The sequence below is a fragment of the Rubinisphaera italica genome (assembly GCF_007859715.1).
GTDB classification, from domain to species: Bacteria; Planctomycetota; Planctomycetia; order Planctomycetales; family Planctomycetaceae; genus Rubinisphaera; species Rubinisphaera italica.
On sequence record NZ_SJPG01000001.1, the window covers coordinates 4265276 to 4279039 of the forward strand.

The following is a 13764-nucleotide window of genomic DNA, read 5'->3' on the forward strand; positions in this document are numbered from 1 at the left end:
TGTATTTTCAGCTTAAACTGTCGCCCTTAGTCACGCGGAGAACTTCATCAACACTAGTCACACCTTTAGTGACGAGATCCCAGCCGCATTGGCGAAGTGTGGACATGCCCTGTTTGATGGCGTGTGAGCGAATGACGCCCGCAGAGGCGCGGTTGATGGTCAATTCACGAATCGTATTGTCGTTCTGCATCAGTTCATAGATACCGATTCGTCCGCTGTAACCAATTTCCGTACATTCGCGGCAGCCGACGGCTTGAAAGAGTTCGCGGGGAATATCGCTGCGGAAATCGGGGGGCAGTTCTTCTGCATGAGGCTGATGCGGGACTTTGCAATGCGGGCACAGTCGTCGTATCAACCGTTGTGCGAGTACGCCTTCAACAGTACTCGCAACCAGATACGGCTCCACTCCCATGTCGATTAGTCGCGTCATCGCACTGGGGGCATCGTTTGTATGCAGTGTGCTGAAAACGAGGTGACCGGTTAGCGAGGCCTGGATGGCAGAGATGGCGGTTTCGCCATCGCGGACTTCCCCAATCAGAATCACATCGGGATCGTGACGCAGAATACTGCGAAGTCCAGCGGCAAACGTCAGACCGATTTTTGAGTGAACCTGAATCTGACTGATTCCCGACGAATGATATTCTACGGGATCTTCAACAGTAATGATTTTTGTCTCGGGAGATTTGATTTCATTCAATGCACTGTAAAGCGTCGTCGATTTTCCGCTTCCTGTTGGCCCAGTCACCAGAATGATACCGTGAGGGAGTCGGATCAGTTGATTGAAGGGCTTACGAATCTCGGCTGGCATGCCAACGTGTTCGAGATCGAACACCATGCGATCTTTATCGAGCAGACGCAGCACGATGCCTTCGCCGTGAATCATCGGAATGATTGAAACACGCACATCGATTTCACGACCGGCGACTCGCAGTTTGATACGACCATCCTGCGGCAATCGTTTCTCGGCAATGTTGAGTCGAGACATGATTTTCATGCGGGTGACAATCGCCCCGGCAAACCGATTAATCTCCGGTGGCACCGCTTGAACCCGCAACATCCCATCGACACGAAAGCGGATCACAAGCCCTTTTTCGTGAGGCTCGATGTGCACATCGCTCGCCTTCTGATTGACGGCTTCGACGAGCAGTTCATTGACGAGTCGGATGACAGAAGGTGCCTGGGCAGACTCAGCTAGTTCTCCCTGTTCGTGATCAAGTCCTTCGAGCGGATCGAAATCGTCTTCGTCGCTTTGAATGCGAACCAGTTCGTTGATCGTATCGCCGCCAACACCAAGAAGTTCGCGAATTTTCTCGGCGATTTCACGACGACGCGCGAGAACGGGAATGAGTGGGATCCCGCTTTGCGTACTCAGTTCATCGACCAGTTCAAGATGAGCAGGATCACCAACTGCAACCTGAGCATGACCGTTTTGTCGAGCATAGGGTAGCAATTCATGACGAAAAATCGTTTTGGTCGGAAAGCGAGCGAGCAGGTCGCGATCGATTTCCTGATTCCGCAAATTGACCACATCCAGCCCAAATTCTTCGCCAATAGCTGCCAGCCATTGGTCTTCGTTGAGAAGTCCCGACTCAATCGCCACTTCATCCGCTCGCATCCCATCAGCATCGACAAGCGATTGTAATTGCTCCCAGTTTTCAGGAGTTAAAATTCGCTGCAAGAGGGGTTCAAGATTCATGATGGTGACGTTCAAAGAATTTGGGGAGTAGGAGAGAAGTCAAATTTATTTTATCGGCCTCGTCCACGATCCCCGCCGTAACGGCTGCCACCAAAGGGAGATCCTCCACCAAATGGCGAGCCACCGCCACCTTCAGAGCGACGACGCATCATGTCTTCAAAGAAACGTCGGCGGGAATCATCGCTGCTACTCGACGAGCGATCACTGCCACCATCTCGGGAACCCGATGATGTATTCGAACTACTGTTGTTAGAGTTGCTCGTTGATGTCGAAACTCGGCCAGAGGAACTTGTCGAGAAGGTGACTTTGGGAATGAGTGTCCCTAAGGTCTTCTGAACATCGGCGGCATTGGCGTAGTCGAGATTCACAACTCGAACCGTCCGCTTGGCTTCACGAGCCGCTTCATCGAGAGAGTTCACTAGATCTTCAACTTGACGGAATAATGTTTCATTGCAGGAGACGATGATCTGGCTCGTGTTGGAATCGACGCCGAGAGTCAGTTCGCCTGCGACCAGACTTGTCCCGCCATCATCGCCGCCACCCGGGCCACGTCGACTCTGTGTTTGCTGCGGCAATAAATCGACGAATACCTCTTTGAGAACTCCGGCGACATCATCCACACTCGCATATTTTACGGGGATACTGCGGGCGACTCGATTTCGAAACGATTCGGGAAGTTCGGAACTATCGAGTACTTGGAGTACATCTTCAATCTCCCGAACACGATCGGCAGGTCCTGAAATGTAAAGGGCATTGCTGCGGGTTTCAGGAATGATGCGAATGCTTTCAGCTGTCACGGGCTGGACTGCGGCTTGAGTCGTCAAGCGTGAGCCGAACGACGAGGTCGAAGAAGAGGATGTCGTGCCGGAAACGTCAATATCGGGAAACAACTGACGCAGCATTTCTGCAGTCGCAGTCGCTTCGGAGGAACGCAGATAATAAATCGTCCATTTGGTTTTGGACGCGTATTGCTGCAGGATTTTGGTGATCATCGACTGCAGAGCATTCAACTCGGTTTCATTCTGACCAGAAATAATTAACTGGTCTCCAATGATTGTCAGCGAGATGCCTGTTTCTTCGACAGGGGGAGACTTCTTTTCCTCTGCCTTTGGTTCTTCTACTTTTTCTTCAGCTTGAAAGACAACCGGAATTGTTGTCAGTGTGATATTTCGTTCAAATTGAACAGAATCGTTTTCCTCTGATTGAGACTTCGGTTCAGTCGTCTCTTGACGGACAGGCTCACGGTCCTCAGGTCGGACAATTCGCAGGGGCGTACGACCAGATGATTTCCACATCTGCTGGAGCATCGGTAATAAATCGGCGGGATCCTGGCCGCCGAGTGGAATCTGTCGAACCGGACCAGAATTCACGCCAAAGATTTCCTGCTGATTACCGGCTGCCTGAGACATCTGCAGTATCAAAGTTTTGACCTGCAGGAGGTGATCCGAATTGCCTCGGACAATCAGATTCTGACCGTAAAGATCGGGCTGAATAATCGGAGGTTCGGCTTCGTTGGCAAATAAGTTGGAAAGTGTCAGCAAGGCCCAGTCGGGATCGAGCCGGAACAGCGGAACGATGCCGACATCATTCGAGCTTCCTTTACCGATAATCGTACGAATCAACTCTGCAATTTCCCGCTGAGCCGCTTCGGTGCCGACGACGTGCAACACGTCTGCCCTGTCATCTTCATTGATCATCACGCCCGGTACCATCGCCATCAACGTTTGAGCAATCTCATCGAGTTCGCCCTCTTCAATTTCGTAAACTCGCAGAACCATCCCGCCCGTTTCTTTGAACTGAGTCTGTCCTTCTCGAGCCGGGAGATCGATTTGTTCGATTGCTTGTTCGACAATTAACAAATCGGCTTGTTTGGCAGCGATCAGCAAACTATTCGTACGGCTATCGACTGTGATACGGGCCTGTCCTGCTGTTGATGAGGAACTGCTGTCAGAAGACGAACGTCCCGAATCCCCACGACCACGGCCACCGTCATCTCCACCACGCATCCGCTGAGCCATCATTTCCATGAATTGTGAGCGGGGATCGGAACCGCCTCTACTGCTCCGGGAAGAAGACGAGGAATTGCTATCCATCGAAAGTTGCACCCCGAGTAATGCGCGAATCGTCGGCTCGGCATCTGCAGCTGGAATATGTTTGAGAGTGAACGCACGGAAATTCAAATCGTTCGGGCCAGCTGCCAATTTGGAACCGGCCAGCAATTTATCGACACGTCGCAGGTTTTGACCGAGTCCCGTGACGACCAGACGGTTGGTCGCACCCATGGAAACAACTTCGCCTTGAGGTCCGAGCTGGCTGCGAACATCTTCGACGAGATCTTCCGCCCGCGAACTGTTCAGATCGAAGACGATGCGAATCAGCTCATTACTGCCTCGGTTCGGGAGATCTTCCAGATCGATCGTCGGTACGAGATTCGCAGGAATTCCATTTTCGATGTTGGTCACAATCAGGAATTTGTCGCGTCGTACCAGAATGTAACCGCGTTGAATCAGATATCCATTCAAAATGTCGAGAGCTTCGACCGGCGTTTTCGGTTCTTTATCAAAGTAGGAGAAGGAGCCAGGAGGCGTGGTCTGCATGTCCAGAGTCAAACCGGACACATCGGCCAGAGTTCGCAACACATCTTCCCAGTTTGCAAACCGGAAGTTGAATTGCAACATGCCTGCAGGAGCTTCGCGAACAGTTTCTCCAGTTGGCATTGATTGAGAAGCCGTCGAGTTTGCAGGTGCAGGAATTGCCTGGGCAGGCTCGGGAGATTTCGGGGGATCAACGGGTGAACCGGGCGGTGGCGTTGCTGGCTTCTCCGGTGCAGGCCCTTCACCGAATAAATCGAGCAAGGATTCCAGCGATTCCTGACCATTCCCAGCTGGCGGTTCATTTTGAGCCTGAACAGAGACGGTTAGTATGCTCATCATAAAAACGGCAGGAAAAGTCAGGCGAATCCAGTCAGAACATTGTTTGAACATGATTTTCACCAGTTGATATCGTCTTAAAGAATAATCCAGCAGTGCCAACCTGACCAGCAGGCGACATCCATCATTATCGACGTCTGATCGATTCTACTGGGAAATCAAGCCAATTCACGTGTTGATTTTGACAATCTATGTCAATCGTAACGATTTTGCAGACTGTAATCGTTCTCGGTATCGCAAAAGCATGAACCCAGCGCACACCTTCCCCGTCAAGTCGTCAAGTCGTCAAGTCGTCAAGTCGTCAAGTCGTCAAGAGATTAAACCAGCCGCAGGCGTGAGAGTTTCGGTCGGAAATTTTGATGAAGAATTTATCAAAAAAATTGTGATATACAGGGGTTGGCAGCCGTGCCTCATTTGCGACAGGCACAAATTGGCTTGAAGTGGCAACCTGTCAACAACACGATGAACTGTACTGACAGTTAGCTCTGCTCCTGATGACGACAAATCAGCAACGATCACTCTCTGGAAAGGCCCCATGACGAGGGAGGGGGAATTGGTACAAGATAACTGCAGTTTGATAGCCCGTGCATGGGAGGAGCCACATTTAAAGCTCGATAGTGAACTCCCTGGATGCTGTGCGGGGAGTCTCGTTAAGCTTTTTTAACGAATTCGGATTTCAGAGACATCGCTCCGACGCCAGTGATTTTGCAGTCAATGTCGTGATCGCCAGTAACAATTCGGATGTTCTTCACCTTGGTGCCAACTTTGACAACGCCGCCGTTGTATTTCAGGTCTTTAATGACGACGACCGAATCGCCGTTTTCCAGCACGTTACCATTCGCGTCGCGCGTGGCATTGTCGATGGCAGTGGCAGCTTCGTTGGCAGGCGACCATTCGTGAGAGCAAGTTGGACAAACGAGCAAGGGGCCGTCCTCGTAAGTGAATTCGCCGCCGCATTCCGGGCAGTTGGGGAGATCGCTCATAATTTCGTCGCCAGTTTGTGCTTAGACTATTTTCAAATGGATTATGCAATCGTTTGGACACCAATGCCCTAAAACACGGAGTTTGCTTCTGCCCAACGCAGCCGTTTATTTTTGAATATGCTTTCAATGATCTGAGCTCATTGTAGTTGATTGTGCCTATTTGAGAAAGCCGTAGATGATTCATTCCCAAGAGAATCAACTGGCAGGATGATCGCAAATCAATCGACAAGTCGGTAGGCTTGAGAGAGTTTATTGCTTGAGTGTCATCTGATATTTTGAGTAAGTCCTGTCCAGCTGATTCAGTCGCACACTCTCCAGGAAAATTCTCAAAGGTCGATGAATGCCCCTCACTCCAATTCGAATTGCCATGCACGGCGTTACAGGTCGCATGGGGACAAACCAACATCTCATCCGGTCGATTCTTCCCATCATAAAGCAGGGAGGTGTCAAGCTTTCGACAGGTCAATGGCAACAAATTGAACCGATTCTCGTCGGACGGGATGCTGTGAAATTGAAGCACTTGGCCGAAACGGTTTCGATGCAGGAAATTGGACGTGCAATCGAGTTCACCACAAATCTCGAATCCATCCTGCTCGACGAGAGTGTCGAGATTGTTTTTGATGCTGCCAGTACGAATTTGAGACCAGAAATCTTGCGAGCGGCAATGGAGCACGGCAAAGCGGTCTATTGTGAAAAACCGATAGCCATCAATGCGAATGAGGCCAGCGAACTGGTCGCACTTGCTGAGAAAACGGGCGTGAAGAACGGTGTCGTCCAGGATAAATTATGGCTGCCCGGCATCCGCAAGTTGAGAATGCTGCGTGACCAGGGATTCTTTGGGAAGATTCTGGGAGTTCGTGCAGAATTCGGCTACTGGGTTTTTTCCGGACATGATCAGGATCAACCGCCGCAGCGACCTTCATGGAATTATCGCAGCGAAGATGGTGGAGGAATGATGATCGATATGTTTTGCCATTGGGAATACTTGATCAATGATTTGTTTGGCCCCATCGCACGTGTGCTGGCTCATAAGACGACCGACATTGCAGAACGCATTGACGAGTCTGGAGAGCCTTATCAGTGCACTGCTGATGATTCTGCCTCAGCCCTGTTCGTCTTGAAGAATGGACTGACGTGTCAGTTCAATAGTTCCTGGACAACCCGAGTCCGCCGCGACGACTTATTAACCATTCAGGTCGATGGCACAGAAGGATCGGCAGTGGCCGGACTGAGAGATTGCTGGATTCAAAGCCTGTCTGCAACTCCCCGGCCAACATGGAATCCGGATGTCCCACAGCCAATTCACTTTTACGACAACTGGCAAATATTGCCGAACTCAACCGAGTACGACAACGCTTTCAAGATTCAGTGGGAACAGTTTATTCGACACTGCGTCGATGACGCTGACTTCCCCTGGACACTATCCTCAGCAGCTGCGGGAGTTCGTTTAGCCGAAGCCGGTGCGATTTCCGCAAACGAACAAATCTGGGTGACTCTTTAGACCATTTTCAAATGGTATCTGCAGTCGCATGGACCTCAAATGCCCTGAAAACGCTGAGTTTGCTCCTGCCGGACGCTGCAGGTAATTTTTGAATATGCTTTAGAGGCAATTTCGAGCGATCGCATCAACATGACGAAGATCCGTCCCGCAGCACCCTCCTAAAACTTTCAAATTGTTCAGAGAAGACATCAAAGAGATATGATCTCGACCCAACTGATGCGGATCACCGATATCGAGTTCGGTCGATTCGTCAAGTTCTGCGTGGCTTTTCGTCGATGCATTCGTTCGGAGGCCTTGAATCCGCTGCATCCATTCTCCCTGCTCTTCGAAGAGATGCAGAAAGTGACTTGGGTGGGCACAATTGATCATATAATAAAGAGGATACCCGCCAGTTGCTTCATCCACTTGCCTGATCACGTCGGACAGTAATTCTCCCGAAGGGAGCCGACCATCGGTTTCCACTGTGAACGAGAGCACGACAGGAATTTCAATCGACTGAGCAGCACGTGCAATACCGAGTCCCTCTTCCATATAGGAAAGAGTCATCGCACTGATCATATCAGCCTGCCCATTGACCAGTTGCTGAGTCTGTCCCCGATGATATTTTTCTGCTTCTTGAGCAGTCATCATTTGACCGGGTTGATAGCCATCTCCCCTTGGCCCAATACACCCACTCAATAGAATAGGAAGTGGATGGTCGCAGAATTCCGCCCGCATTTCTTCCAGAAGTTGTACGCTTTGTTCGTTAAGTCGCTGCAGTTGACTTTGTGTCAATCCTAAAGGAGAGGCCCAGTCGGCCGAGGCACGCCACGTAACACTTTCGAGCACGAAACCGGTCTGGTATGTCTTCGCCAATTGTAAATAACTGCGAAAATAATTTTTAAGAACCTCACGCCCCTGCTCTGTTTGCATCAATGTGATTGAGGCAAAGTGAGGCAACTCGATTCCTTCATGAAAAATCAAAGTCGTTTCCATTCCGCCATCGGTCAGGAACGGCTTTTCCAGATCTAACATCAACTCAACTCGACTATCCGGCATTGTGCTCCCTTTCAAAATTTAAGACAGGCCCTGTAATCTGATTATCGAAAAGCCTGCATTAAAGGTGACACCGGAGTCGCCCAAAATTGCGAAACTTTCTCAAATCAATTCATGACGCTTCAGGAAATCGTCGGGAATATCAGCCGTTTTCTGTGCAATCAACGCAAAATAATAGAGCGGTGTGCCTTCCATCGAAAGACGATGTCGATATTTTTCCATGTGATAGATATCGAGAAATTCCGAAGCAATCAGTTCACGAATGAACCGGGAAAATCCCGACTGGTCAGATTTGTCGAGAAAGGTTTCTTTGATATTGAATGCCACCCAACCATCTGTTTGAACGAAACTGAGTGCCTGACTGAAAGCCTGCAACGGGATATCTCCGAATCCTAAAGCTGCCACTGATGTCAGACAATCGATGGACCAGCCGGAGATTTCTTCGGCAAGATCGTTATCCAGATTTGTAAAATCAGCCACATAATATTCATCATAAATATCGGGACGGTCTCGCACACAGGCAGCTTTTGCTTCGGGAATAATATCGACGCCTACTAACCGGGCGACGCCGTATTTTTTCATCACTTCTCCCATAATCCCGTTCCCGGCTCCGAGATCGAGAACCCGAAGTTCACTGAAATTCTTGCCGAAATCGTCGAGAGTCTGCTTGAGAATTTCGCCCACTTTGTTGGGAGAGGAGCATTTGAGGCGATCGTAAAAGACCTGTTCATACAAACCGGGACGCTGATAGATTTCGTCGTAATCATGAAAACGAATACGGGTTTTTCGATCGTCTTCCAGAAGGTGAAAACTGACTTCGTCCTGTCCGAGGTGATTGGCGTCCTGTGGGGGAAATTGAATGCGATGTCGTTGAAGCATTGGTTCATTTGAATTCGTTCGAGGGGAATAACCTTGCAAAGCATGAGACTTCACCGTGAAGCTCATGGCTTCATGATAAGGATGTCTGAGAAACATCAAGGCACTTCTGGAATGACCGCTCCCGAATTCAAGAAATTGACTATTTTTTCATCTTTGATCGAGTATTTCTCAATGCATTGTGCCTTCATATGTTCTGTTTTTGCCCAGTAATGTGATATTTGCTCAAGCAAAACGCAAAATATATCTTTTGGCACTACTGACTGCGTTCCCAATGAAAACCGGAGAAATTCAACATTTTTTGAACACTGATTATCACCAGATGCATTCCGGAATATATTCAAAGCCGGGTGGCGGGGGCGCTCTCGAAGAGAAGCCCCCGAATGATTAAACGTCCGGGGGCTTCCGCTGAAGCGGAGCGCCCCCGCCACCCCGTAAGACCTTTTCAGGATGTATTAGGAATTCCGGTTTCCAATTGGAACAGGGTTACTAACTGGAGTTTTGCAAAACTCTAATTGCTAACTCTTTTGCAATTTGCCCGCAACAAACAATACAAGCAGGGCTCCAATAATTGACATAACCCAACCAGCGGGATTGACAATTCCTTCTGATCCACCAGTCGAAACCAAAGAGGACAATGCGCCTCCCACAAAAGAGCCCACGATTCCCAGGATTAATGTCATCCCCCATCCCATTGCTTGAACTCCGGGCATCACAAATCTTGCGATAGCACCAATGATCAAGCCAAAAATACACCAGCTGATGACTCCGAAAATACCCATCGTTTTCCCTTTAACCGAATGTTCTGTTTGACTCGACCATCTCATCTAATTTCAAATCATTGATCTGCTTCCGATATTGTAGCTCGATACTTGCCTGGCAAACACATTGGTGATCCAAATTTTCCAGATTTCCATCCGTCAACTGTTGTTGTTAATTTCCTCCTCATACAGTCTTTGCTTCCATTGTCTACTGACACACCAGTTGAGTCGGGTACCTGTGCGAGTCCGCTTTTCACTGGTATGCATGACGTACAGGACTGGGGAGTTATGCCGTGGCGATATTGACGAACACTTTCAGTACGGAGGAATCAGCCAGCAGAGGCAGGAGTTGTTTGTAGTTGTCCATGCCATCGATTGGGTGGGTCAGCAATTTTTCGATGGTGTCGGGATACATGGCTGACCCTAAGGCCAGTGCTGCGATCCCTTCCTGAAAGTGGCGGAAGTTGCCGTTGACTGAGCCGAGCATCAGTTTGTTGCCGAGCACCCACTCCAAATTGATTTTATCGGACTCAATTTCCGTCTGACGGGATCCTCCGGTCACACTGGTCAGAACAAGTGCCCCGTTCAGGTTGAGCACGTTCATGCACTGGAAGGCAATCATGCTGTTGCCAGTTGCTTCGATAATCAGATCCGGTCGGCCATACTCTTTGGCAACGTCTTCCAGAGAGCTGTTCTTTGTACTGACATAATGAGCGCCGAATGCTTCCGTAATTTCCGCTTTGAGATTTCCCGCTGCAGGCGAGCGAGCGATGGTGCAGACGTTGAGTCGACGCAGTTTGAGCATCATCGTGGCAAGTAAACCGATTTGTCCAGCTCCCATGACCCAGGCCGTTTTGGGTTCCCAGACCTGCAATCTCTGCTGAGCGGCATAGGCTTGTTCAATCGCTTTGGCGCACACACTGGCCGGTTCGGCCAATACGCCAATCTCTTTGAGCTGTCCGGGAAACTTGACAATAAACTCCGCGTCGTCGACAAAATATTCTGTCATGAAACCATGTCGCAGATTGATGCCGCGTTCGTAATAGGTTTCCTCGCTCGTAATATCGGAACGACCGATCGTATCGTAAATTGACTTGCCGGGGCGTCTGACCGTACAGGCCACAAAATCCCCCGGCTTGACATGATCGACCTTGTCGCCGACTTCTTCGACGATTCCGAAGACTTCATGGCCAATCACCAGAAAATCATCGCCCTGAGGAGAGGCTCCATACTGGGCTTCGCTGATTTCCAGATCGGTGGCATCGACTCCAACCTGCAACACTTTAACCAGCACACCACGGCCATGAGGAATGGAAGCGAGTTCCGGTTTTTCGATATCACGCATGTGCATGGTATGGGCTTTACCCGGATGGACGGCGATCGCTTTCATAAAAGAACTCACTTTTTCTCTTGTCGCTCAGGCGTAAGATCAGATGATGTAAGAGGAATGGTAAGATTGCCCTAATCAGAACACATCCCCCGTGGATGATGTCGGACAACTTTACTGACAATTGTCAATTAATCATTCAGAATACAGGAGCGAATGTGTGTCGTCCAATGCACATCAGAATAATTCCATGAGAGAATCCCAGAGAAGTGAAAATCCGCGAAATGAAATTCAGATTGGCGAATTTCGTCTCAGGCCATATTCCGGTGGGCAATACTGGATCGATGGTGGGACGATTTTTGGAGTGGTCCCAAAAACTCTCTGGCAAAAACACTATGAACCGGACTCTGATAACCGAATTTTACAGGAAACGAATTGCTTTCTGATCGAAACCGACACTCAGAAAATCCTGCTCGACACCGGATATGGGACCAAACTTCCGGAAAAATTTCGGACGCATCATCGGATTGAGCAAGGGAACTGGCTGCTCGATAACCTGGAGCGCCATCAGATTTCCCCGGAATCCATCGACATTGTGATTCTCTCTCATTTGCACTTTGACCACGCTGGTGGATGTACGAGATTCAACTCGAAAAATGAACTCCAGCCGACGTTTCCTAATGCCCGATATGTGGTCAATCATCTGGAATGGGACATTGCCAACAGCCAGTTGCCGGAACTTCGTGGCTCGTACATCCCGGATGATTTCTCAGTTCTCGAAAAGTCTGGCCAATTACAACTGGTAGAGGATCGAGAGATGATCCTGCCTGGGATTACGGTGTGGGAAACGGGGGGGCATTCCGTGGGGCATCAGTCGGTGCTGATCGAATCGAAAAATGAGGGAGCCTTGTTTGCCGGGGATCTCTGTGCGACAGCCGCTCATCAGCAGATGGCCTGGTGCATGTCGTACGATGTGAATTTGCTGCAGACGCGACGGATGAAAACAGAATTGTTAAAAATGGCGACAGAAAATCAATGGTGGCTATTGTTTGATCATGACCCGTTTCGTCCTGCCCTCCAGTTGGGAGTGTGAATATGAAATTACGACTTCCGAAAACTCCAGTCGGAAAATTTGCTGCCTGTGCATTTCTGGCAGTGCTGGTGTTTATGGTAATGATGCGAGTTCGAGCTGCGATTTCCATCCCCGGAGAACTTGGAGTGACCGAAATGAAGTTGGCCCCCTGCCCCGATACACCGAATTGCGTTTCGACCCAGACTGACCAGGCAGACAAACTCCTGCCGCCAATTCCTTACACCGGCTCTGAAGAATCTGCACTGAATCGCATCACACAAATCCTGCAACAGTTACCTCGCACGAAAATTGTGGAAGAGAAGCACAATTATGTGCATGCTGAGTGCCGCAGTTTTCTGTTCCGGTTTGTCGATGATGTCGAGTTTCTGATTGACGATTCCGAAAAACTGATCCACTTCCGCTCAGCCGCCCGCGTTGGTTATTCGGATCTGGGAGTGAACCGACAACGAATGCAGGGTTTCACACGCAAGTTTGGAGAGTCATAAGCAGATCGATGCAAAGAATACATAGCGCCTATTCAATAACATTCTGCAGCGTTTGGCAGGAGCAGACACAGCGTTTTCATGATGTTGGTGCCCAAGCGGCTGCAGAAACCATTTAAAAATGGTCTAAAGAAGTTTCAGCCCTGCCTCAAAGATTGCATTCGTATCGAATATCTGATCGTTGGATTCAAACAGTTTCGAAATCATCTGGTGATGAAGTCGCATTTTCAATCCCCCCACGCCAACGGCTCCATAGCAAATCAAGTGATCGACTTTGCGAGCTTTGTCGCTCGATTCTATTCCCTCAATTCCCAAGGGGGAGACTGCATTCAAATCGATGACAACCTGCAATTTTTTGAATTTTCGCAGGTTTTCAAGTTTGCAGAATTCCACCCCGGCTGCCCCGGCAGCGACAATGATTTCAGCATCAGCAATCAGATCGTCAATCGGCACTTCGTCATTCAGTGCGGCTGGTTCAAACAATCCCGTTTTCCCATCGATAGTCCGACACACTTGCTGAGCACGTTCGAGTTGGCGAGAAACGACTCGAACACGGCTTCCCTGTAAAGCGAGAAGTCGAGCCACGCGTCGGCCCACAGGACCAGTACCCCCAAGCACAACGGCCTGGGCTTTCTCAAGCTTCATATGAGATTGGGAATAAATGACCGCAGCCGAAGCGGTGGTATTGCAACCGTTTGAATCCATCATGACGGAGACGCGGATCGGGCCGAAGAACTGTTCCTGAATTCGTTTCATCAGGGACTCTCCTGCTTCGACGTTGCTCCCCCCAAGAAAGATCGCTGTGTTATGTAAATCCTTTGGAGAGCGTGTGAACATCGCACCCTGTACCAAAGAAACGACATTCACCGCTGAGACATTTCCATAAGGCAATAACTGGTCGACTCCTCCGTCAATTGCGGTCACCGCATCGAAACTACTCGGATGGGAATCACTGTCGAGTTGTAAGAGAATCCGTTTCATTAATCGTTGCATTCTTAGGAATTGGCGCTAAACATTTTTCTTTCAATCAGAGTCTCTATTATCTTTCCAAGCATACGTAAAACAACTCCCGCAATCTTG

Annotated in this window: 11 protein-coding genes; 3 read left to right on the forward strand and 8 right to left on the reverse strand. The window is 49.5% G+C overall.

What is annotated here, in order from left to right:
* Window positions 1-7: 7 nt before the first annotated feature.
* The 3 genes from Pan54_RS15980 to Pan54_RS15990 form a co-directional block, all read right to left on the reverse strand.
* A complete protein-coding gene (locus Pan54_RS15980) occupies window positions 8-1696 on the reverse strand; it encodes a GspE/PulE family protein (protein WP_146504433.1) in 1689 nt (562 codons plus the stop codon).
* 50 nt (window positions 1697-1746) lie between these two features.
* Window positions 1747-4680 (reverse strand): secretin N-terminal domain-containing protein, encoded by a 2934-nt coding sequence (locus tag Pan54_RS15985; RefSeq protein WP_146504434.1) that lies wholly within the window; start codon window positions 4678-4680, stop codon window positions 1747-1749.
* Window positions 4681-5276: 596 nt separating this feature from the next.
* Complete coding sequence (locus Pan54_RS15990) at window positions 5277-5609, reverse strand: zinc ribbon domain-containing protein YjdM (RefSeq protein WP_146504435.1); 333 nt, start codon at window positions 5607-5609, stop codon at window positions 5277-5279.
* A 340-nt stretch (window positions 5610-5949) separates the two neighbouring features.
* On the opposite strand from Pan54_RS15990, the gene Pan54_RS15995 reads away from it, so the two are divergent.
* Window positions 5950-7110 carry a Gfo/Idh/MocA family protein gene (locus Pan54_RS15995; RefSeq protein ID WP_146504436.1) on the forward strand — a complete coding sequence of 387 codons (1161 nt, stop codon included), beginning with the start codon at window positions 5950-5952 and terminating at the stop codon, window positions 7108-7110.
* A gap of 99 nt (window positions 7111-7209) precedes the next feature.
* On the opposite strand, the gene Pan54_RS16000 is transcribed toward Pan54_RS15995, so the two are convergent.
* From Pan54_RS16000 to Pan54_RS16015, 4 genes are all read right to left on the reverse strand, one after another.
* On the reverse strand, window positions 7210-8148 hold the full coding sequence (locus Pan54_RS16000) for a homocysteine S-methyltransferase family protein (protein WP_207310154.1): 939 nt from the start codon (window positions 8146-8148) through the stop codon (window positions 7210-7212).
* 99 nt (window positions 8149-8247) lie between these two features.
* The gene (locus Pan54_RS16005; RefSeq protein WP_207310155.1) at window positions 8248-9120 is read right to left on the reverse strand and encodes a class I SAM-dependent DNA methyltransferase; all 873 of its coding nucleotides are present in this window, start codon (window positions 9118-9120) and stop codon (window positions 8248-8250) included.
* A gap of 419 nt (window positions 9121-9539) precedes the next feature.
* Entirely contained in the window at window positions 9540-9848 is a 309-nt protein-coding gene (locus tag Pan54_RS16010; protein WP_207310156.1) for a GlsB/YeaQ/YmgE family stress response membrane protein, read from the reverse strand.
* Window positions 9849-10068: 220 nt separating this feature from the next.
* Complete coding sequence (locus Pan54_RS16015) at window positions 10069-11172, reverse strand: glucose 1-dehydrogenase (protein ID WP_146506470.1); 1104 nt, start codon at window positions 11170-11172, stop codon at window positions 10069-10071.
* 157 nt (window positions 11173-11329) lie between these two features.
* Between Pan54_RS16015 and Pan54_RS16020 the strand changes: the two genes are divergently transcribed.
* Together Pan54_RS16020 and Pan54_RS16025 are read left to right on the forward strand one after the other, a co-directional pair.
* Window positions 11330-12202, forward strand: a complete 873-nt coding sequence (locus Pan54_RS16020) for an MBL fold metallo-hydrolase (RefSeq protein ID WP_146504437.1) — start codon at window positions 11330-11332, stop codon at window positions 12200-12202.
* Between the two features lie 2 nt (window positions 12203-12204).
* Window positions 12205-12687 carry a DUF1499 domain-containing protein gene (locus Pan54_RS16025; protein WP_207310157.1) on the forward strand — a complete coding sequence of 161 codons (483 nt, stop codon included), beginning with the start codon at window positions 12205-12207 and terminating at the stop codon, window positions 12685-12687.
* A 123-nt stretch (window positions 12688-12810) separates the two neighbouring features.
* Here the strand turns inward: Pan54_RS16025 and Pan54_RS16030 are convergent, their stop codons facing one another.
* Entirely contained in the window at window positions 12811-13665 is an 855-nt protein-coding gene (locus Pan54_RS16030; protein ID WP_146504438.1) for an NADP-dependent methylenetetrahydromethanopterin/methylenetetrahydrofolate dehydrogenase, read from the reverse strand.
* Window positions 13666-13764 lie beyond the last annotated feature (99 nt).

Coding starts and splice junctions, on each gene's coding strand:
- Pan54_RS15980 (WP_146504433.1), bottom strand. CDS start 1,696: ATGAATCTTGAACCCCTCTTGCAGCGAATTTTAACTCCTGAAAACTGG.
- Pan54_RS15985 (WP_146504434.1), bottom strand. CDS start 4,680: ATGTTCAAACAATGTTCTGACTGGATTCGCCTGACTTTTCCTGCCGTT.
- Pan54_RS15990 (WP_146504435.1), bottom strand. CDS start 5,609: ATGAGCGATCTCCCCAACTGCCCGGAATGCGGCGGCGAATTCACTTAC.
- Pan54_RS15995 (WP_146504436.1), top strand. CDS start 5,950: ATGCCCCTCACTCCAATTCGAATTGCCATGCACGGCGTTACAGGTCGC.
- Pan54_RS16000 (WP_207310154.1), bottom strand. CDS start 8,148: ATGCCGGATAGTCGAGTTGAGTTGATGTTAGATCTGGAAAAGCCGTTC.
- Pan54_RS16005 (WP_207310155.1), bottom strand. CDS start 9,120: ATGTTTCTCAGACATCCTTATCATGAAGCCATGAGCTTCACGGTGAAG.
- Pan54_RS16010 (WP_207310156.1), bottom strand. CDS start 9,848: ATGAGATGGTCGAGTCAAACAGAACATTCGGTTAAAGGGAAAACGATG.
- Pan54_RS16015 (WP_146506470.1), bottom strand. CDS start 11,172: ATGAAAGCGATCGCCGTCCATCCGGGTAAAGCCCATACCATGCACATG.
- Pan54_RS16025 (WP_207310157.1), top strand. CDS start 12,205: ATGAAATTACGACTTCCGAAAACTCCAGTCGGAAAATTTGCTGCCTGT.
- Pan54_RS16030 (WP_146504438.1), bottom strand. CDS start 13,665: ATGAAACGGATTCTCTTACAACTCGACAGTGATTCCCATCCGAGTAGT.